The organism is Haloquadratum walsbyi C23, assembly GCF_000237865.1.
Taxonomy (GTDB): Archaea; Halobacteriota; Halobacteria; order Halobacteriales; family Haloferacaceae; genus Haloquadratum; species Haloquadratum walsbyi.
Window position 1 is genome coordinate 2,919,740 of sequence record NC_017459.1, and the last position, 20,247, is coordinate 2,939,986.

Consider the following 20,247-nt stretch of genomic DNA (forward strand, 5'->3'; position numbering starts at 1 on the left):
ACATAGTATCGTAACTCCGAATATGTTGAAGTTTAAAATGATAACTCATGGCAACAACTCGGTCACCAATGGTTGTGCTTGGTGTGATGGTGTTCGCCGCATTCCTCCCACTCATTGTGCTATGGACAACCACCACTGATCTTCGATCACTTCTATACTTTAGTCTATTCGCGCTGTATTTCCTGGTTGCACATGTTATTCTCCCTGGATGGGTGTATCTTGATGCGAATGGTCGAGAAAGTGATGCAGCACTTACTTGGACAATTATCACATTTATTCTGCCATTTATTGGATTCATATGCTACTATGTGATTGGGCAGCCAGATGCTCCACACCGAGTTGAAACAAGTGGGACAGATGCCAGCATCAAGCGCTAACTTGCATTAAGATTAGGCGAACCCTGAGGTATTCTGCTCTCCTGACGCATACTGCAGATTTAACGCAGAATCCACGGGGTTGATTCTCAATATACAGACAGCTCAAGGCGGCTGCCTCGGGACGTAACCCCAATGAGTTCAGTTGCGTGTGCTCGGTGTCACCTCGTCAAATAAAAATGAGGGTTAGTGTATCAGAAGTCAATTACTCTGCTCTACTGCGCTCGGGACTGCTCGCCCCTCGCTTGTTGAGGACACTTCCTGTTTCTGCGTCGGAATGTATACCCAGCGTGGGCACAGGGATTCCAGACTCTGCAGGCGATTTCCCTTCAGGGGCGGTTCGAAGTGAACCACTCCTACCTGTGGATACTCGCCCACAATCGACAGTGCGCGCTTTTTGTTGCGCTTGAACACCGTCAGAAGCATAGGAAGTATCGTATTATTAATTATGACAAGCAGGAGAATATCTGTATCGATTAAACTGTATGAATAACTGATAACTGATAACGGTGCTGTATCCCCGCCCTACTCACTCGCTTCGCTCGTTCCCTGAGAACGGGGGATTAGCACCCGTATTCAATTAAGTCTCTCTTCGAAAAGTGTCACAGGTTAGTATATATTGGAAAGATTAAATTAAATAGATTCCTCAGAGTGATATAACCCTCTTGCTGACAGATATCGGAGAGACACTACTGACCGCTCTGTGTTTGTGTTTCTGCGCGGTGTTCAGAGATAATCTGATCGACCATTGATGCTTTTCGCTCGCGACGACGTTCTGCTGCACGGCGCTCCCAATCCTCAATTGCCGTTTCAATATCTGATTCACGAGCAACAGCAAGTTCATCAACCTCTTGAATCGCAACATCATCCACAGGCGCAACTGGGACTTCATTTTCGAAGAGCACACGATCAGCTACTTCAGAAAGGTTGCCACCGGAGCGAAGCACAATGCGTGGGTCGGTCGCCACTAACCGCTCAGCAGTTGACTGACCAGCACCAGATGCATCACGAAGGTACACAACGTCACCTGACGCAAGCCCATACTGTTCATCGGTCCGAATGACTGCATCAGTAGTGAATTGTTCAATGATTTTCACCGGCACAAGATCACCATCGGTATCAACATCACTAAAGTTCGAATGATCAAGTTTCCAAAGATGCTTGAGACGTCGTAATTTTTGATTGAGGTCGTCTTTTTCTGATTCTACTGTTTCAACACGGCGTTCGAGACGGTTATTCTCACGCTCAAGTCGCTTGACCTCACGGCGCTCTCGAGCTTGTCGTCGCTCCTCACGCTTTGCTTCTGAAAGCTCTTCTTCATATGACTCAATTGTCGCATCTCGCTCATCAATTGTGTCCTCAAGACTCTCAACATGTGACTCAAGCCGGTCAACGCGTCGGCGAAGGCGCTTGATTTCGCGTTCTTCTTCAGTGAGTTCACGCGTTTCGTGATCGGTTTCATCGTCATCAGTCGTATCATCCTCATCAAGATCACGCAATACAGCCTCAACAGACTCTTTACCAGCAACAACACGGGCGATTACTTCACCACGATCAACATCGCGTGGTGTCTTCTGTATAACGCGTTCAAACTGATCAGCATGGTTATCAGCTGCAAATAATGCCGCAGCAAGAGCATCTCGTTGATGATCATCATCATAGACGGCATCCCGCGTACGATGAAGTTTTTCATCTACTGGAAGGTCGGTTGCCGGTGTCCACGCCGCAGCATCGAAGCTACGCCGGAATTTCTCAACAGTCTCAGGCATTGGTGTAACATCCGCAGCAACAACAATTGGACGACCACGTTCAATAAGCCACTCAATCACCGCAGCAGTGTCAGCTGTTCGTGATGAATACACATCAAATATTGTCCCATCAAGTCCGACAACTGCAGCAGCAGTCGTTGTTCCAGGGTCAATCCCAACGACGACAGGATCACGACGCTCAGCAAGTGGGTCAAATTCAATTCCATCTTGACGCTCTCGTTCAATCTCAATGCGCGTGTCACCAGACCGCCCAGCGGAAACGGGAATTTCCTCAGGCGGAGCTGAAACAGTAAAAACAGCGTTTGCATACCCACCGTATTTTTCTGTTATTTCAGACTCAAACTCAAGATTTGCCTGTTGAAGTCGGTTTTGAACCTCACGAGAGCGCCGCTTGACAGAACCATGAATCCGGCGCGTATATCGATCCTGGCTCCAACCGCCTTTTCCGGTGGAACGTCCACGGGAAACTTTCACCGTTGTTGTATCACCAAATGCTGAAACCTCCTGACCGACGTTTGCGGCTGCAAGACGAGCTGCCGCTTCAGCCTCTTTCATTGGCTTTTTGCCGTATGTAACACCATGGCGCGAAGCGACACGAGAAAGAGGCTCAGGTCGTTCCGCACCGGTTACCTGCACGAGCGTTGTCTCAGCGGGTAATGACCGCAAGAAGTGAACCAATTCATCCTTATCGGCCGCCAACTCATACATATTGTCGGTTGCGATAATAGCTGGTTCCTCACGGTCAATAAGCCGAGATAGTTTTCGATATGAAACAACATCGCGGTCAACATGCTCGCCATCGAAAGCAACGACAGCGTATGAAGGCGCATCGCCGCGGACATCGCCGCTTTGGATATCCACGCCGAAGACGAGTGAGTCGAGTGCGCTCGTCCGGTCGTTCACAAGTACAATTCATCGTGTGCAGATATATATGCCACGCTGATCACGACAGCAAAAACTAATCACCGCTGGTCCGCTGATATATTAACCCTTCCTCAAAACCGATTTGATAAAATATGAGTCGACGTGCACACAATTATTTATAGCTTTGATATGAGTGTCAGTTCATGCTGTATGTATCAACAGATCGAAACAAATTCATTAATATCTGTGTAGAGCTCACATTTCATTGGAGCCCTCTTAATCCTTGTAAATCCGTCATAAAACCAGAAACTTCAGAATTTTGAGTGTAACTTGGCTCACAGACGAGAGTGAACGCTCAAAGTTAGTCATGGTATATTATCGGACAGATGATTATCGTCAGCATCGGGAAAAGGAATATCAAGTGTATACCCATCATCAGGAACGAACGCCTGCTGTCCATCAAATGCAGCTGTTGCATCCGATTCAAGTGGCGTAACGTCACCAGCATACCGTGATGAGACATGTGTAAGTGCAAGTCGTCGTGCATCTGCACGCGTTGCAATTTGCGCTGCCTCCTGTGCTGTTGAGTGACCTGTCTGTTTAGCTCGAGATGCCCGGTCGGCGGCAAAGGTCGCATCATGAACAAGCAAATCTGCATTATTCGCAGCCTCAACAGTCGTTTCAGTCGGACGTGTGTCCCCAGTGTAGACGACTCGGCGACCTGGTCGCGAATCACCGACAACCTGTTCAGGATGAACAATACTTCCATCAGCTAATTTAACAGACTCGCCGTCATGTAACCGACCAAATTTCGGACCAACAGGAACACCAAGCGATTCTGCTCGGTCACGATTAAATCGACCCTTACGATCCGATTCAATGAGTGCATATCCAATTGATGTGACACCGCGGTGTGATGTTTCAAAGCTACGAATTATGTATTCCTCTGTATCAACAGCTACGGTTCCCGGTCGGATCTCGCGGATATTGATTGGATACCCAGGTCGGTAGCCGGCAGTTTCGACCAAGTGGCGTAGATGTGGCTTTGACCCAGGAGGTCCATGAATTGCAAGTGCATCTGTTCGGTCATTAAAATCAAGTGTTTGGATGAGACCAGGAATTCCGAGGATATGATCACCATGAAGATGAGTCACAAAGATATGTGAAAGACTGAATCCAGTCCCAAATCGCATCATCTGTCGCTGTGTGCCCTCACCACAGTCAAATAACAGTCGCTCACCATTGCGTTCAACGAAAAATGCACTTGGTCCCCGTTCTGTTGTCGGTACGGCTCCACCAGTCCCGAGGAACGTCGCACGCATTAGTTATACTTATTATTTGCTGCCGAAGTAAACCCGTGTCGAATCGCTGCTTACTCAGGTTAATGAATTTAATCCACGCAGAAAAATGCCTCAGGACTTAATGGCTTAGAGAACCTTTGAAAACTAAGACGTAGCAAGAAAATAACGGACTAAGATAGCTGTGCACCAAGTGCACAGCGATTTGATAGCGTTTGAGGATTACTATCACTCTGCTAGAATCTTCTTCTTCTGACTTACCGGGGTCCAAAATCAGCCGGTAGAAATCTTAGTATAGCAATTTTCACCGCTCACATATAAACCACATATTCACCGTCTCACGCTCCCTGAGAATCACGAATAGAGACCGCTTGCCTCCAGAATTGAGAATTAATTTGCAAATCGCGTCGCGGTCATTAGACCCTGAGGCAGTTCACCAGACGATGGGTGTCGGTATATCCACGTCCGTACGTGGAGTTGTAGTTGAGAGTGCTAGAATACGAACTCAGGGGTTAGGAGTCGATCGTCAGGTGTCAGGTTCATATTACGATATAAGATAACAAATGTTCTTATTGCTGCTTATACCAGCACCAGCAATTATATTTCAGCATGGAATATGATCGGATTCACGCACAGCCACCCTCACATGATACTGACCGGTGGTCTGTCGGCACGATTGTCGCAATTGAAACACAAGATGGACACTGTATCGTTACTGTGAAACCAATGCAAGGAACGGAGGAAAATCAGAAATTGACAGTGACTATGGCGGTCCGTGATTTGTTCTTAGGTCGGCTTGATGTTGACATTGATATTAACACGATAAATAAATCTGAGTTAGATCACGCAATTGGAGAGCGTGTGTGGTATCGAGTGCGCGGAGAATAGCGGGTTTCATACCTGATGGTCGCAAATAGATAGATGATGCAGGCACCGTTGTGGATAGAGCGTCATGCGCCCGCACTCACTGAATTACCGCAGGCAAGTGCCCGAGACCGACTAACCCAAATAACTGATGAGCCAATGAATCTCATTATTCAGGGACCACCAGGTGTCGGGAAGACAGCAGCTGTTCGAGCATTCACACATGAGGTGCATACAGACCCAGACGCCGATCTGATTGAGATCAATGTTGCAGATTTCTTTAATCGAAATAAAAAGCAAATTCGAGAGGATCCGCGGTTTGAACGGTTTCTTCAGGGACAAACTGCCTTCTCAAAGCAATATCGTCGTGGGAATAAAGGGAATAAGTACAAGCGTGACTGGTCAAAGCGAGACATGATATCACATGTAATGCAAGAACTCGCGTCGTACCAACCAGCCTCCGGTACATATAAGACCGTCCTGCTGGATAACGCTGAGACAATTCGTGAAGATTTCCAGCAAGCACTTCGTCGTGTTATGGAGCGGTATCATAAAAATACCCAGTTTATTATTGCCACTCGTCAACCGACAACGCTTATTCCGCCAATCCGCTCACGATGCTTTCCAGTTCCTATTCGGGCACCGACAGCTGATGAGATTGAATCGGTTGTAACTGATATCGCCGCTGCTGAGGGGGTTGAAACTGATGAAATGGCAGTGACACTCATTGCCTCAAAAGCCGATGGTGACCTTCGATATGCAATCTTAGCAGCACAGCACGCTGCAATCGAAGGTGACGGAGCAATCACAACAGATGCTGCTCAAGAGGCGATTGCGGACGTTGGTTATGAGGACACGTTCCAAGAAATTCTTGATACTGCTGCCGCTCAAGACATCAGTGACGCTCGCGATCAAATAACCACCCTGCTTGACGATGAGGGATTCAACGGACAGGAACTTCTCAGAGAGCTGCTTTCTGTTGCGAACACCTACCCTGAGACATACGGAACTGCAAATGTCATCCGGCTTCATCGATTAGCCGGCGCTGTTGATCGTGACCTTGCTGAGGGTGGTGAAGACAGACTACATCTGACTCATCTTTTGACTGCATGGGCAAGTGGACAGTCAACGCTTGATGAAACAGCAGAGATATCCGAGGCTCAGACGTCAGGAAATCGAGTATAATTTGATTACCGTGTTAATTTTATCAGTACTCTCGAATCGATTTGCCCCTGGTGTTCGTCGATATGCCATTCCAGTATTCATATTTGCGGGTGTAATTGGTGTCATTATCCCACCTGTTGGTGCAGTCGCATTACTGATTGGTGGTGCCATTTTATGGTTTTTCCGTGATCCATCTCGACAACCCTCTGGTCCGGGTATTGTGGCTCCCGCCGAGGGTCGTATAACTGTTATTCGAGAGGAAGGCGAGCAGATTCGAATTGGTATTTTCTTGAATGTGACCGATGTCCACGTTGCACGCGCACCAATCGATGGAGAGGTTACACAGTGCACGCATCGGGAGGGGGCTCACCGTCCAGCATTCATGAAAGACTCAACAAGAAATGAGCGCGTTGATATTGCAGTCACGACCTCAGATGGACCCGCTGAAATATCACTTATTGCTGGTGCTGTTGCACGACGGATCCATCCATATATTGATAATGGAATGTCAATCGATCGCGCACAGCGGATTGGACACATCGATTTTGGATCACGTGTTGACGTGGTACTCCCGCCAGGATATACTGCTGATGATCTTCTTATTACAGATGGTCAGAAAGTGCGTGCAGGTGAATCAATTGTTGCACGAAAAAACAATCAATAATTGATATCTCCGATATCATATTCAGAGTTATCGTCTGTGTTGGCACGTCTGAGTACGTGAACATGTCGAGTAAGTGATCGATGAACACGACGTTCAAATCGTGCTGTAACCGTCCATCCTACCACGGTCGCGATGTCATCGTATGACCGATCACCAATAATTACACATCGTGGAGCAACTCGAATTGCTTCTGCGAGCGCGCCAGCGACAAGATCACTGAGTCTATCGGCTGCAATCTTTGATTGACGGCCGTAAGGTGCATCGAAAATAACAGCATCGATGGTTTCATTCAAGATTGGGAGTTCAGTTGCATCTGATTTGAATATATGCCACGGTTGTGTCGAAAGACACCGCTCAAGATTCTCCGCCGCACCGACTGCCATCTTTGATTGTACATCAGATCCAATGACAGTAGCTCCGATTAGACCAGCCTCAATGAGCATCCCACCTGTTCCAACCATCGGATCAAGCACCGTTGCGTCAGGAAGTGTTGGACCAGCAGCGAGATTGACGCATGCACGAGCGTCTCTCGGCGCCATGCTTCCTGGTTGGAAAAACGGACGGTTTGTTGGAGAACGGGAATCAAAGTTAGTCATGGGGCTGTCAACTGCCCAGCCAAGCAGACAGATGTCATCAGCAAAGCAGGCTCGAAGTTCGTATGTTGGATCCTCAAGATCAATATCGTACCCATGATTAACAAGCACATTACCAAGTGCACGTTCAATTGAGGTGGTGCTGATATGAGCCGTTGACCGGACGTTTCTTGCACAAACGGCGACTGTCGGAAGGGACTGATCACGTGTAGAGGTCATCTCAGGTCCAGTCACGTGTTCTTTATGTCTGTCATTGCCACATTTATCATCAGAAAATGCCGCTTGTAGCAGAGTAATAGCGCTTTCTTGAGTTGCATCAGTCTGTCCAATGAGGGTGGAGATATGATGAGTATATCCAAGCTTCTGAACGCGATTATGTCTAATTTCATCTGCTATTGCAAGTCCAGGACCTACGCGGGTAACCGCTGAAGCGGCTGCATGCTCAGCCTCAGCGATGCCAAGAGTCTCATCACTCGCTTCTCCAACGAGTTCGAGATAGTACATACTTCCTTGTGTGTATCAGACGTGATTATCGTTCGGTCCGCGACAGGTGTCTCAATCGGTCGTGACATTATGTAACTAGAATTGGTTACTTTTAGCCGCTACAGAAATTTTTAGTAGTTTCAAAGATTTACTCCGGTGGAGGATATTCAAATGTATACAAATAACGCGCCAGTCACGAATCAGACAGAAACTGGGACGAGCAGCGATACTGAGGAGGAGACAGCCGACACCGAGCAAGATAATAACGATGAGCGCAGTAACGAGGGTGATGTGTCGACAAAGCCCACAATGACGAGACGAACAGGTGACACAGAAGTGGCTATCACTCAAGTAGAAGATGAGTTTAATTCGACGAGTGCAAAAGTAATAGACGAACAGATTGTTTGTCCGGAGTGTGGTGGTGATACCGTCGCAAGTGCCGATAGTCCTGAGACGATTTGTTCGGCGTGTGGACTTGTTATCACTGAAGATGAGATTGATCGGGGGCCCGAATGGCGGGGGTTCAACGCCAAGGAGCGTAATCAAAAATCACGTGTTGGGGCGCCAACAACAGCGCTGATGCATGATAAAGGGCTCTCAACAAATATTGGCTGGCAGAATAAAGACGCATATGGACAGTCGGTCTCTGCAGAGAAACGACGCAAGCTTAAGCGACTACGGACATGGAATGAGCGGATTCGAACGCAAGATTCGAAGGATCGGAATCTGAAGCACGCTCTTGGTGAGATCGATCGGATGTCCTCAGCATTAGGCATTCATGAAACAACACGTGAAACGGCAAGTATGATTTATCGTCGCGCGCTTGATGCGGATTTGCTGCCCGGTCGGTCAATAGAGGGGGTCGCAACAGCAGTTCTATATGCCGCCTCGCGCATTGATGGGGTTGCACGGAGTATTGATGAACTCGCTTCAGTTAGTCGAGTTCCAGCACTCGAAATAAAGCGGACATATCGATATATTATACGGGAACTCGATTTGCAGATTCCACCGACTAATCCAATTGAATATATTGGTCGATTTGCATCCGCGATTGAGTGCAATGACGAAACCGAACGTCGCGCTCGGGCGCTTACCCAACAAGCAACAGAGAAAGGCGTGCATAGTGGAAAACATCCTGTCGGAATTGCCGCAAGTGCCCTATATGCAGCGGGACAACTTTGCAATGACAGACTGACACAGTCTGAGATATCCAACGCAGCTGATGTGAGTGAGGTGACAATACGGAATCGATACCGAGAGATACTTGAAGCCGCAGAGGAGGTGACAAGTCCGTGAGTACCGCTTCAGAAATAATCCAATGTTATGATTGTGGCGAATCATATCAATATCTTGGTCGTCAACATCATCCAGGGGAATGCCCGACATGTAATTCACATTGCGTCAGCCCGGCTGGAGAGGTTAGCATCTTAACAACTGTTGATGTGTCAGCTGGTGAGGAGATATCTATGGTAGCTGTATTAGCGATTGACGAATGCCGCCGTCGATACTTATATCATTTTAGTAATACTGGAGGGGAAGCTCGACTCCTTGCATTACGGGTTGGTGATCAAACTGTCCGGTCATCGAATGAATCAATTATTCCAGCCCTCCCGGCAGCTATTTCTTCGGTGGTTAAAGAATATTTGCCGATTACCTCGATACCGCATGACTCAAAGGATTAATTATGACGCATGTGGTAGAGTCTGAACCTCTCACCAATCTTTTTAATCCTTAAATACGATTTTTAAATCAGTGATGACTGATCCGAAGGATACAATCAATATTGAAAATGTTGTTGCCTCGACGGGAATCGGGCAAGAACTTGATCTTCAGAGTGTGGCAATGGATCTTGAGGGGGCAGATTATGACCCAGAACAGTTTCCAGGATTAGTCTATCGAACACAAAAGCCGAAGTCTGCTGCTCTTATTTTTCGATCTGGGAAGATTGTCTGCACCGGGGCAAAGTCAACTACTGACGTCCGTGAAAGTCTCCATATTGTGTTTGACAAACTTCGTGACCTCCGGATTCCTGTCTCCGACAATCCAGACATCACCGTACAAAACATTGTGACATCTGCAGATCTTGGAGAAGATTTGAATCTTAATGCAATCGCTATTGGACTTGGATTAGAGAATATTGAATATGAGCCAGAACAGTTTCCCGGGCTTGTATACCGACTTGATAACCCAGCTGTTGTGGCATTATTATTCGGATCGGGAAAACTCGTGATTACGGGTGGAAAAGAGCCTGATGATGCACGTGAGGCTGTTGATGTTATTCTCTCCCGATTGGACGAACTCGGTTTAGCTGGTTAATACAAGTGTCTATTCGATTGGATTCTAATCAACTTATGACAGTGTATTTATGATATCTGTTATTATCCTTATGATGCTTTTCATTTACATTGTTAGTATTGATGTTGTCTGTGAGATTCAATGCTTCAAAACATCGAATTATCTATCATTGTGATTCTCATCTTAGCGAGTATCAATGAATATCATCTTAGCTGTTTGGTCTCTGTTGAAGCAGGCAATATCCATATCGATTACTCAATTGTGTTCTCAATTGATCACGATAACATCGAAAGTGGTAGCACTGCCTATTCAATTAGATGGATTCGGGGCGTTTGTGATCTCGACTCTGCAGGTAACCGCCAGTCCAATTCGAATCGCCGGCACAGTCGCATCGTTTGCATTGTTTCTTAGCATCACCGGACATATTGCCGCACGGAACGTTCTTGGGGACGTCCCAATACGAAATGCGTTCGTTATTGGGGCTGTTCCAGCACTTATTGCTGTTATTGTGACAACGTTCGATATTAACTCATTTATCGGACTTATATCAGCTATCATACTTGATTGGGCAGTTATTCGGACATTCTATGAGCGATCAATTACGATGAGTGCATATATTACACTCATTCATTTTGTGGTCAGTGTTATTCTTGCTGCAGTTCTTTTCGGTATTTTCGCCCTTATTGGAAGCCTTCCAGGGTAAAAAACATCTTAAGATAAACCCTACAAATGGAGTATTCGCGGGCGCTAAGCCCCTCTCTTGATGGAGCGATCAAGAGAGCAGGTAAGATTAAGATATAGCGTCGTCAGCATCATTGGATCGTGTACTATTGGTATCACACTGTATCAGAAAGCGGCTCTATATGCTCAAGATTATTCAACCAATCGCTCAATCTCGGTGACAAGGATGCCAGATGCTCCGACAGTCTTGAGTTTACTCACAATTTCGAAGACATCGCGTTCATCTACCACAACGTGAACTGCAACAGTATCTTCGCCAGCGACATCCATTACTGTTGGACCCCCAAGCCCAGGGATAACCTCACGCACTGCATCAAGTCGATCTTGTGGAGCGTTCATCATTAGATATCGCTTTCCTTCAGCAGCAAGCACTGAATTAAATGCCGTAACTAATTGTTCGACTTTTGAGTCGTCAACCCGCTCTGGATGTGCATAAAGTCGGACTGAAGACTCAAGTACCTCATCAATAACTGTGAGTCCATTCATACGAAGCGTCGTTCCTGTTGAGGTTATATCAACAATAGCGTCTGCCATCTCAACGTGCGGGGTTAACTCAGTCGCTCCTGTCACTTCAACAATCTCAGCGTCAACTGCATTATCTTTCAAATACTGACGCGTCACTCGCGGGAATTCTGTTGCGACACTCCCACCTGCGACATCTGCAGGGCTACTCAATGCTCCGTCTTCAGGAGCAGCTAATACAAGTTGACACCGACCGAATTCAAGATCAACAAGTTCGATAAGGTCACACCCGGACTCAATGACCTGATCACGGCCAGTGATACCGACGGCGGCAGCCCCATCGCGCACATACTGTGGAATGTCCGCAGCACGAGCGAAGAGCAACCGGACGTCAGGATCAACAGTATCGGCATACAGCTTTCTTTCTGCTGCCCCCTCAACATGGAGTCCAGCTCGTTCAAGCAAGGTGACACTGGGATCGTGTAAACGGCCCTTATTCGGGACGGCAATGCGCATAATCAGAGCCTCACTAGCCTGAAACCTAGCACTTTCGTTCTTGCTGTGTAACTCGGATGCAGAACAGGACCAAACGCCTGAGTGGATTTATCTGAAATGAACTTTCTCTACTCAGTTATCTCTGTTATCAACCGGCTTCGAACCTTTCTTTTCAGCCAAATCGAATCCATCTATAAGATATCGTGATATAATATATCGATAGTTCAATCATCTCGATGTCCGTGGACTGATAATCGGGGTAGTATAAGAATAATATATGACGACTGAGACACTTATTATAACTGGAGGACATGTACTCCAATTAGGACAGGATCCTGGGATTATCGAAGCCAATATACGTGTTAATTGTATAACTGGTAAGATTACTAATATCGATGAAGATCCCGTTTCAGCACAGCAAAGAGACGCTGACGATGAGATAATCCAGACACTTGATGCAGCAGGATGTGTTGTGATGCCTGGGTTAGTCAATGCGCACACACATGCTGCGATGACGTTACTTCGAGGATACGCTGATGACAAGCCGCTTCAAGCGTGGTTACGCGAGGACATTTGGCCTGCAGAGGCTGAAATGACGCCTACAGGCGTTCGTGCTGGGACAGAACTTGCAATCGTCGAGATGATTAGATCAGGAACCACAGCCTTTGCAGATATGTATTTTCACGTACCTGAGGTTGTTGCAGCCATTAAGAACGCTGGTGTGCGTGCTCGAGTCGGTCATGGCATTGTAACTGCAGGCAAAGACGATGAGGCTGCTCGTAATGATCTCAATAAGGGTCTTGAGGTTGCACAAGCATATGATGGGGCTGCTGATGATCGAATTCAAACAGCATTCATGCCACACTCATTGACTACTGTGGGAGAGGAATATCTTCAGGAGGCTGTCAGCGAAGCACGGCAGGATAATATTCCAATTCATTATCATGCGAATGAAACACGGTCTGAGGTCGATCCAATTGTAGATAATCATAATAAACGACCATTGACATATGCTTCAGGACTTGACATGCTCTCTTCATCAGATTTCCTTGCTCATGGCGTTCATCTTGAAACGGATGAAATCGATCAACTTGCAGAAGCAGGCGCGTCTCTCGTTCACTGTCCAGCCTCAAATATGAAACTCGCATCTGGAATCGCACCCATTCCTGCACTACTTGACGCTGGGGTGACTGTTGCACTCGGAACAGACGGGGCTGCGTCAAATAACGATCTTGATATGTTTGATGAACTTCGCGATGCTGCGATGCTCGGGAAAATTGGGGCTGATGATGCTGCTGCAGTTCCAGCCGCACAAGCAATTCACATGGCAACAGCAGGTGGTGCAGATGCACTTGGACTCCCTGGCGGGCAGATAAAAGAAGGGGCTGTTGCTGATCTTATTGTCGTTGATTTGGACTCCCCACATCTTACACCAACGCATAATATCATCAGTCATCTTGCATACGCGGCTCGCGGAAGTGATGTCAAACATACCGTCTGTGATGGGACTGTATTGATGCAGAATCGAGAAATACAGACGATTGATGTTGATGCAGTCGTCGAGACTGCAGAAACACAAGCTCAGTCACTTATCCAACGAATGTCGTGATTCTTTTTACATCAAGATTATATTATTATAGATCAAATATATCGCATTGTGTGATACTTGAAGTGTTGCCACAAGGTATTATTATCCAAAATAGACTTACAGAGTTGTTCTCAGAAACTGTGGAACGGTTCAATCACGAGGTCGTGTCGATGATAATCACTACCGAATACGTTCAGTTGTCTGTAGAAATTGACCCGATGTGGAATGGTACAGTTTACACTTTCTGAAGATGAATGCGTGGTTCATCAATATGTCAAACAGCTAGAATAGTAAGCGAGCATGTGCGGTTAAGTCACAAAGTAGGTGACCCATCGAACTCTCGCTGTTTTCTTTATTTTCTCCAGCATTAAATGCAAAATTAATCCTCGGTCGGTAGCGTTTTGACTATTCTCATCTATAATTAAGACATGAGCGCGTATTCCCCTCTCAGTGCACAACTTGACGCTGACACTGATGTCGATGTTGAAAGCACACGAACAGAGGGACGTCGGAAGATGGAGTGGACGCTGCAACATATGCCAATTCTGCAGGAATTGCGGGCACGGTTTGCCGAAACAAAGCCACTTGCTGGGGAGACAATCGGCATGGCGATGCATGTCGAAGCAAAGACAGCGAATCTTGTTGAGTTGCTCGCGCTAGGCGGGGCTGAGGTCGCGATTACCGGTTGTAATCCATTATCAACGCATGATGATGTGAGCGCTGCACTGGATTCGAATGAAAACGTCACTTCATACGCGAAACGTGGTGTTGATGAAGAAGCGTATTATGACGCAATTGAGGCTGTCGTTGCACATGAGCCGACAATCACCATCGATGATGGGATGGATATGGTTTATGCAATTCATGAAGATCATCCCGATCTCCTTGATACAATTATCGGGGGTGCAGAGGAAACAACGACCGGAGTGCATCGATTGCGAGCGATGGATGAAGATGATGAACTTCAATATCCTGTATTTGCAGTCAATGATACCCCGATGAAGCGATTGTTTGATAATGTCCATGGGACCGGTGAGTCAGCACTCGCCACAATTGCAATGACGACGAATCTCTCGTATGCTGGCAAGAATGTCGTCGTTGCTGGTTACGGCTACTGTGGAAAAGGCGTCGCACAAAAGGCTGCTGGGCAGAACGCGAATGTGATTGTGACCGAGGTCGAGCCTCGGCGGGCGCTGGAAGCACACATGGAAGGATATGAAGTGATGCCAATGAATGAAGCAGCCACTCGTGGTGATGTCTTTGTCACAACGACTGGAAATCGTGATGTTATCACACAGGAAGATTTCGAAGTGATGAGTGACGGTGCTATTCTTGCAAATGCAGGTCACTTTGACGTTGAAATTAATCTCGAGGAGCTCTCAGAGCTTGCTATTGACACGTATGAGGCTCGTGACGGTGTGCAAGCATATGAACTGGCTGACGGACGCCGTCTCAACGTGCTTGCAGAAGGACGATTAGTCAACCTCGCAGCACCAATTGCACTTGGTCATCCAGCTGAGGTAATGGATCAGTCATTCGGCATTCAAGCAGTTTGTGTTCGTGAACTTATCGAAAATAAGTCATCATACGATGCTGGTGTTCATAATGTCCCAGATGAACTTGACCGTGAGGTCGCGGAGATTAAACTCGAAGCCGAGGGAGTCGACATCGATTCACTGACTCAAACGCAATCAGAATATCTTGATAGCTGGAGTCACGGAACATAACTCTGAGCAAGTAGTTCACAAATACCCACCTGTCTCGGTCTCGTATTATCTTATCATTCCTACTTTGATTCCAATATATGAAGTCAGGTATTGCAACGGAGTACAGCAAAGGATTTTATTTATATCCAAGAGCAGACAGTCTGGCTTCGACTGCATTGTTTGTTGCAGCAGTATCATTGTGATTATTATCTTCTGTCGTCCCATCAGTATCTGTCCTCGCCTGCCGGAGTTTGACAACGTGTTCAGCAGCAATTGTTGCAAATCGATCGATGACTCGTCGTTGTCGCGCTGTTGGGTCAACACTCAGATCAGTCTGTTGTGTAGGGTCCGCAGGACGATAATATAGTTCTATCTGCTCAGAATCAACGTGTTTGATGTATGTCCATGTTTGATCGCGAACGCTCACAAGTAATTCACCATCTTCGATTCGTCTTGGAATAGGTTGTGTAGTGACTGTTTCCCCGCGAACCGCAACGGAAACAACAGGGTCAGGAGTTGAATGTCTATCACCGGTAATAGCTGGCAAAAGCGATGAACCAGTCCACGATGATGATGGACCAATATCAAATAACGATGCAATCGTTGGAGGGATATCATCAAGTCCGACCTGCTCTCTCACTCGACGGGGTTGTTGCGTTGAGAAAGAATTGGGAAGCTCAATAAGTAGTGGAACTTGAATTAGTTCATCATATAGCTTTGGATAGTGTGCGAGATGTCCATGTTCTTGAAACTCTTCACCGTGGTCACCAGCAATAATAAATGCAGTCTTATTGGCATGTTTTGTCGTGTCAAGAGTTTCACGAACTCGACCGATACTCGCATCAATCTGTCGAACAGCCGCTTGATAGAGCGTCCGAAGATCTCTAAGGGTCCGATTACCAACTTCGCGACCCAGCCCAGTTCGAGTATGTGCAAATAGCATACGATGAGTGCCAACAAGCCCATTAGATACCTCTCGGATATATCGCGGAGCAGGAACATATGGGGTATGAGTATCCATATAATGTATCCAGATAAAGAATGGTGACTCGGTCTCAGTGATGAATGACTGCGCAGCACGCTCAACATCAAACAATCGAGAGGCATCAAAAAAGGGGCGATCATGTGAGCCACTAGTGAAAGCAGACCGAAGTCTTCTGAAAGGGGCTCCAGCGAGTTGGAGCCATGCTTCAATTGTTGGATGCGTTGCAAGATATCGACTATAGATACTTGATCCAACAGATGCAACGAATGAGTCGAACGTATCGAAGCCGGCATCATATCCCCAATGTTCAGTAAGGAATCCATTCGCAGCGTTGAATCCACCAGTAGCAATGCCGGCATCGGCGAGTGTTTGTGCAAGTGTTGGAACCGCCCCAACGCCGATCTCTCCTGTATCAGCAAAAACTGGACGCGAAGCAAGAAGCGATGGGAATGAGAATGGTGTCCAATTGCCTGTTGCAAATGCGTGCTCAAACGTGGTCCCCCTAGCAGCAATCTCATCCAGTACTGGAGTTTGTTGATCGTCATTATACGGACCGATTGCGTCAGCTCGCAATGAGTCAGCAGTAATGAGAACGACGTTTGAGACGGATGTGTCCGTACTCATAGCTACCTCACTACATGAACGGACGAAGTCTTCCGGGACGATAGCATATATGAATTTTATTGAGACCGCAAAAATAGAACCATCGGTCGAAATCTACCGACGATGATCCATCTTCATGTCGATGTTCTTATACAGTATCTGTTAGTTTGGACTCAAGCTAAAATATACCTGATATAGGTTAATATGGTGATGATTGATCGCTATATTAATATTCTCTCTTGGTATATAAGAGAAAGCCGAATAGCATACCGTTAGGAGAATATATATGACGAATAAGCTGAAGAAGAGTCAGTTCATCTCAAACGATCAGTACTATATGGGATCGCCCGGATTCGAACCGGGGTCACGGGCACCCAAGGCCCGGAGTATACCAAGCTAACCCACGATCCCTCTATTATAAGATAAATCGACTGCGACTAAAGAATTTCGTTTAGCGATCATCTCGTCGATAGAAGTTCGAACACTGATCTAGGTATTAACCATTATCGATTAAACCAGAATCTGCACAACAAGAAATAGCACAATAACACCCAGAACGTCGCAAATATTCGTTACGGCGGGCAAAACGACATCGTCCGGGTCAAGTTCCAGTTGATACGCGAGGTACGTTGTAATGACCGTAACGCACGTTGCAAGAACGGCAAGGCAAACACCAGCAAGAAGTGCAATAATAACAACCCGCCAGAGTTCAAGACGTGTCATCCCGGTAAGCGCCGTGAGACTCCATGCACCGATACCAACAATTGGGAAGATAGACACTGAAAGTGCAATTGTCGCTAGTGCATTTCCGGTGAGTGTGTCGTCTCGAATATCAAATGAAAGTGTTCCAAGGTGAAATGCAGTTGAAAGCCGAGCAGCTAGAATACTCCCAAGGTTTCCGGCGGTTCCAATCGTTACTGGAACGAGTGCAAGAAGTGTTGGGTACCGGAGCAGTTGTGCCTCAAATCTATTGAGCACAAGTCCACTTCCAACTTCAACTAATGTCAGTAATACCAAGATTGGGAACATGGCCCAAGTAATTGCTCGAACTGTCCATGCAGTCGGCACTTAGCTGACACCTCCAACAGCCGAAACAAGACGAACAGCGGCAAGTAAAAATAACATACCAAATACATCACCAGTCGTCGTAACAAGCGGTCCGACCAACGCATCAGGATTGTATCCACGACGATATCCGATAATAACGGCTGTAATGACGGTGATGATAAGCACCCCACCAGAAAGGAGCCCAGCGAGAAGTGCAATTGCGATTAATATTAAAACTGAGGCAACAGATGTTTCAAGTATCGTAAGTATCAAAAAGACAGCAATTGCAGCGAACACCGATGCTGCAAGACCATTCATTAGAGCCGCCGTCGCCGCCGCGGTAAGACGGGTATCAACACCGCGGAGTCGAGGTTCGATTAATCCTTGATGAAGCCCCGTTGAAATTCGAGCACCAAGTGATCCATAGACATTCCCTCGCGTGGCTAATAATGCTGGGACGAGAACCAGTAGTCCGGGAACCGCGCGGAGTTCTGAGCGCATACCGCCAAGAACGACACCCGCAAGAAGACCACCAATGAGACTCGCGAGAAGGGCTGGGATAGCTTCGCGATATGCCTCGCGCGCAGCGTCACGAACAGTCACGTCTGTGGCGATGATATCAAGCATAAAAAGATGTGCGTCACCGTTATGATAGGACTGTTACTCAAACACGGTGAAGACTAGCCGGTAAGAGCAACCAAAACGTAATCTACAGGCGGAACAGACCGAGTGCCTCGGGGCTTGACCCCGAGGCGGTTCACCCAAACGGTCCGAGACCGCCGCCACCACCAAGACCACCCATACCGCCGCCACCTTGCTGTTGCATCTTTTTCATCATTCGCTGCATATCGCCTTCTCCCATACCTTGGAACTGTTTGATTGTTCGTTCCATCATTTTATGTTGTTGAAGTAGTTCACGAACGGTTTCCTCATCGGTGCCGGAACCACGAGCGATGCGGCGAACACGAGACGCACCAACACTCCGTGGATCTTCAAGTTCTGCTTCAGTCATCGAATCCATGATCACATCAAAGTCTCGCATTCGGTTCTGTGTCACATCCATTGCGTCATCAGGGAGTTGATCTTTGAGCCCACCACCAAGACCAGGAATCATATCCATTACTTGATCAAGGGGACCCATACGGTCCATCGCTTCCATCTGTTTACGCATGTCTTTGAGGGTAAACGATCCCTCCATGATATCTTCAGGGTCCCAGTCATCGTCGGCTTCCTGTGTCTCAGCCATTGCACGCTCAACGCGCTCGGAGAGTTGCTTGAGATCGCCCATCCCCAGAAGCCGTGAGATGAACCCATTCGGTTCGAATCGCTCGACATCTTGGACAGTCTCACCGGTCCCTAAGAATGCAATTGATGAATCAGTCTCATTGACTGCGGTAAGGGCACCCCCTCCTTTCGCAGTTCCGTCGAGTTTTGTGACAACAACACCGTCAATACCGATTGCATTGTTGAACTCACGAGCCTGTTGTTTGGCTCCTTGTCCAATCGCCGCATCAAGTACGAGTAATGACCGGTCTGGAGCAACCGTTGAATCAATTGCCTCAATTTCATCGATCAGGTCTGCCTCAAGTGCATGACGACCGGCTGTGTCAACGATATGAATATCTGCATCAGTGGTGGCTTCAATGCCTTCGCGGGCAATCTTAACCGGGTCATCGCAGTCTGGATCGCCATAAAATGATACTTCAGCACGTTCACACATCTGCTCTGCTTGGTCGTATGCACCAGGACGAAATGTATCCGTTTGAATCACAGCCGGGCGGAGACCTTTCGTTGAGAACCACCACGCCATTTTTGCCGCTGATGTGGTCTTTCCAGATCCCTGCAGTCCCGCAAGAAGAATTGTCTGTGACTTAAGCGGGAGGTCTGTTGAGTCACCAACAAGATCAACAAGTTCCTCATAGACGATTCGTAAAACATGATCACGTGCGGAGGTTCCTGCCGGCGGTTCCTCACCGGTTGCACGGTCTTCAATTGATGAGGAGAGTTCCATCACGAGGCTTACCTCGACATCTGCGGATAGCAGCGACCGCTGAATTTCTTTCACAATTTCCTCGACGTCATCCTCGTCGAGGCGGGACTTCCCCTGAAGTTTGTCAAGACTGCCACGGAGGGAACTCCCAAGATTATCAAGCACCATTTGACTTCAATATGTCACGAAACGTGTAAAGCTTTGTCTGTCGGTGAAGCACTAGGATTGAATCCCTGAAACTGCACATAAGGCGCTCAGGTGC

At 47.2% G+C, this 20,247-nt stretch carries 18 protein-coding genes and 1 tRNA gene; 10 read left to right on the forward strand and 9 right to left on the reverse strand.

Translation table 11 applies throughout. From position 1 onward, the window contains the following. The first annotated feature begins 47 nt into the window (after positions 1-47). Positions 48-377, forward strand: coding sequence for a PLDc N-terminal domain-containing protein (locus HQRW_RS13155; RefSeq protein WP_014556978.1), 330 nt, complete (start codon positions 48-50; stop codon positions 375-377). 686 nt (positions 378-1,063) lie between these two features. Here the strand turns inward: HQRW_RS13155 and HQRW_RS13165 are convergent. Further along, a complete protein-coding gene (locus HQRW_RS13165) occupies positions 1,064-3,046 on the reverse strand; it encodes a DUF460 domain-containing protein (RefSeq protein ID WP_014556979.1) in 1,983 nt (660 codons plus the stop codon). Positions 3,047-3,372: 326 nt separating this feature from the next. Next, positions 3,373-4,329, reverse strand: a complete 957-nt coding sequence (gene rnz / locus HQRW_RS13170) for a ribonuclease Z (protein ID WP_014556980.1) — start codon at positions 4,327-4,329, stop codon at positions 3,373-3,375. Positions 4,330-4,914: 585 nt separating this feature from the next. On the opposite strand from rnz, the gene HQRW_RS13175 reads away from it, so the two are divergent. From HQRW_RS13175 to HQRW_RS13185, 3 genes are read left to right on the forward strand one after another with little or no spacing between them, the layout of a single operon-like run. Continuing rightward, a complete protein-coding gene (locus HQRW_RS13175) occupies positions 4,915-5,193 on the forward strand; it encodes a DUF7861 family protein (protein WP_014556981.1) in 279 nt (92 codons plus the stop codon). Between the two features lie 36 nt (positions 5,194-5,229). Further along, a complete protein-coding gene (locus HQRW_RS13180) occupies positions 5,230-6,354 on the forward strand; it encodes an AAA family ATPase (protein ID WP_011572599.1) in 1,125 nt (374 codons plus the stop codon). A 10-nt stretch (positions 6,355-6,364) separates the two neighbouring features. After that, positions 6,365-6,997 carry a protein sorting system archaetidylserine decarboxylase gene (locus tag HQRW_RS13185; protein WP_014556982.1) on the forward strand — a complete coding sequence of 211 codons (633 nt, stop codon included), beginning with the start codon at positions 6,365-6,367 and terminating at the stop codon, positions 6,995-6,997. Here the strand turns inward: HQRW_RS13185 and HQRW_RS13190 are convergent. Beyond that, on the reverse strand, positions 6,991-8,094 hold the full coding sequence (locus HQRW_RS13190; protein ID WP_014556983.1) for an RNA methyltransferase: 1,104 nt from the start codon (positions 8,092-8,094) through the stop codon (positions 6,991-6,993). The two genes, HQRW_RS13185 and HQRW_RS13190, sit on opposite strands and share 7 nt — an antisense overlap. A gap of 288 nt (positions 8,095-8,382) precedes the next feature. Between HQRW_RS13190 and HQRW_RS13195 the strand changes: the two genes are divergently transcribed. From HQRW_RS13195 to HQRW_RS13210, 4 genes are all read left to right on the forward strand, one after another. After that, positions 8,383-9,369: a transcription initiation factor IIB gene (locus tag HQRW_RS13195; protein WP_049892352.1), complete on the forward strand. Its 987-nt coding sequence runs from the start codon at positions 8,383-8,385 to the stop codon at positions 9,367-9,369. After that, on the forward strand, positions 9,366-9,755 hold the full coding sequence (locus tag HQRW_RS13200; RefSeq protein ID WP_014556985.1) for a hypothetical protein: 390 nt from the start codon (positions 9,366-9,368) through the stop codon (positions 9,753-9,755). Before HQRW_RS13195 ends, HQRW_RS13200 begins: the two co-directional genes overlap by 4 nt. A gap of 73 nt (positions 9,756-9,828) precedes the next feature. Continuing rightward, entirely contained in the window at positions 9,829-10,389 is a 561-nt protein-coding gene (locus tag HQRW_RS13205) for a TATA-box-binding protein (RefSeq protein WP_011572604.1), read from the forward strand. 313 nt (positions 10,390-10,702) lie between these two features. Further along, positions 10,703-11,071, forward strand: a complete 369-nt coding sequence (locus tag HQRW_RS13210; protein WP_014556986.1) for a DUF7473 family protein — start codon at positions 10,703-10,705, stop codon at positions 11,069-11,071. A gap of 170 nt (positions 11,072-11,241) precedes the next feature. Here the strand turns inward: HQRW_RS13210 and hisG are convergent, their stop codons facing one another. Then, positions 11,242-12,087: an ATP phosphoribosyltransferase gene (gene hisG, locus HQRW_RS13215; protein ID WP_011572606.1), complete on the reverse strand. Its 846-nt coding sequence runs from the start codon at positions 12,085-12,087 to the stop codon at positions 11,242-11,244. A 256-nt stretch (positions 12,088-12,343) separates the two neighbouring features. Between hisG and HQRW_RS13220 the strand changes: the two genes are divergently transcribed. Continuing rightward, positions 12,344-13,675 carry an amidohydrolase gene (locus HQRW_RS13220; protein ID WP_014556987.1) on the forward strand — a complete coding sequence of 444 codons (1,332 nt, stop codon included), beginning with the start codon at positions 12,344-12,346 and terminating at the stop codon, positions 13,673-13,675. Between the two features lie 407 nt (positions 13,676-14,082). After that, positions 14,083-15,381 (forward strand): adenosylhomocysteinase, encoded by a 1,299-nt coding sequence (locus HQRW_RS13225; protein ID WP_014556988.1) that lies wholly within the window; start codon positions 14,083-14,085, stop codon positions 15,379-15,381. A gap of 115 nt (positions 15,382-15,496) precedes the next feature. On the opposite strand, the gene HQRW_RS13230 is transcribed toward HQRW_RS13225, so the two are convergent. The 5 genes from HQRW_RS13230 to HQRW_RS13250 form a co-directional block, all read right to left on the reverse strand. After that, positions 15,497-16,969, reverse strand: a complete 1,473-nt coding sequence (locus HQRW_RS13230) for a sulfatase (protein ID WP_014556989.1) — start codon at positions 16,967-16,969, stop codon at positions 15,497-15,499. A 317-nt stretch (positions 16,970-17,286) separates the two neighbouring features. Next, positions 17,287-17,359 (reverse strand) — tRNA-Pro (locus tag HQRW_RS13235). 99 nt (positions 17,360-17,458) lie between these two features. Further along, complete coding sequence (locus tag HQRW_RS13240; protein ID WP_014556990.1) at positions 17,459-18,016, reverse strand: magnesium transporter; 558 nt, start codon at positions 18,014-18,016, stop codon at positions 17,459-17,461. Continuing rightward, complete coding sequence (locus HQRW_RS13245) at positions 18,017-18,598, reverse strand: magnesium transporter (RefSeq protein WP_014556991.1); 582 nt, start codon at positions 18,596-18,598, stop codon at positions 18,017-18,019. 154 nt (positions 18,599-18,752) lie between these two features. Continuing rightward, entirely contained in the window at positions 18,753-20,153 is a 1,401-nt protein-coding gene (locus tag HQRW_RS13250) for a signal recognition particle protein Srp54 (RefSeq protein ID WP_014556992.1), read from the reverse strand. Between the last annotated feature and the right edge of the window lie 94 nt (positions 20,154-20,247).

Bases quoted from the DNA above. Each gene is read 5' to 3' on its own strand.
- HQRW_RS13230 (WP_014556989.1), bottom strand. From the start codon at position 16,969: ATGAGTACGGACACATCCGTCTCAAACGTCGTTCTCATTACTGCTGAC.
- hisG (WP_011572606.1), bottom strand. From the start codon at position 12,087: ATGCGCATTGCCGTCCCGAATAAGGGCCGTTTACACGATCCCAGTGTC.
- HQRW_RS13205 (WP_011572604.1), top strand. From the start codon at position 9,829: ATGACTGATCCGAAGGATACAATCAATATTGAAAATGTTGTTGCCTCG.
- HQRW_RS13180 (WP_011572599.1), top strand. From the start codon at position 5,230: ATGCAGGCACCGTTGTGGATAGAGCGTCATGCGCCCGCACTCACTGAA.
- HQRW_RS13190 (WP_014556983.1), bottom strand. From the start codon at position 8,094: ATGTACTATCTCGAACTCGTTGGAGAAGCGAGTGATGAGACTCTTGGC.
- HQRW_RS13155 (WP_014556978.1), top strand. From the start codon at position 48: ATGGCAACAACTCGGTCACCAATGGTTGTGCTTGGTGTGATGGTGTTC.
- HQRW_RS13175 (WP_014556981.1), top strand. From the start codon at position 4,915: ATGGAATATGATCGGATTCACGCACAGCCACCCTCACATGATACTGAC.
- HQRW_RS13195 (WP_049892352.1), top strand. From the start codon at position 8,383: ATGACGAGACGAACAGGTGACACAGAAGTGGCTATCACTCAAGTAGAA.
- HQRW_RS13225 (WP_014556988.1), top strand. From the start codon at position 14,083: ATGAGCGCGTATTCCCCTCTCAGTGCACAACTTGACGCTGACACTGAT.
- HQRW_RS13250 (WP_014556992.1), bottom strand. From the start codon at position 20,153: ATGGTGCTTGATAATCTTGGGAGTTCCCTCCGTGGCAGTCTTGACAAA.
- rnz (WP_014556980.1), bottom strand. From the start codon at position 4,329: ATGCGTGCGACGTTCCTCGGGACTGGTGGAGCCGTACCGACAACAGAA.
- HQRW_RS13220 (WP_014556987.1), top strand. From the start codon at position 12,344: ATGACGACTGAGACACTTATTATAACTGGAGGACATGTACTCCAATTA.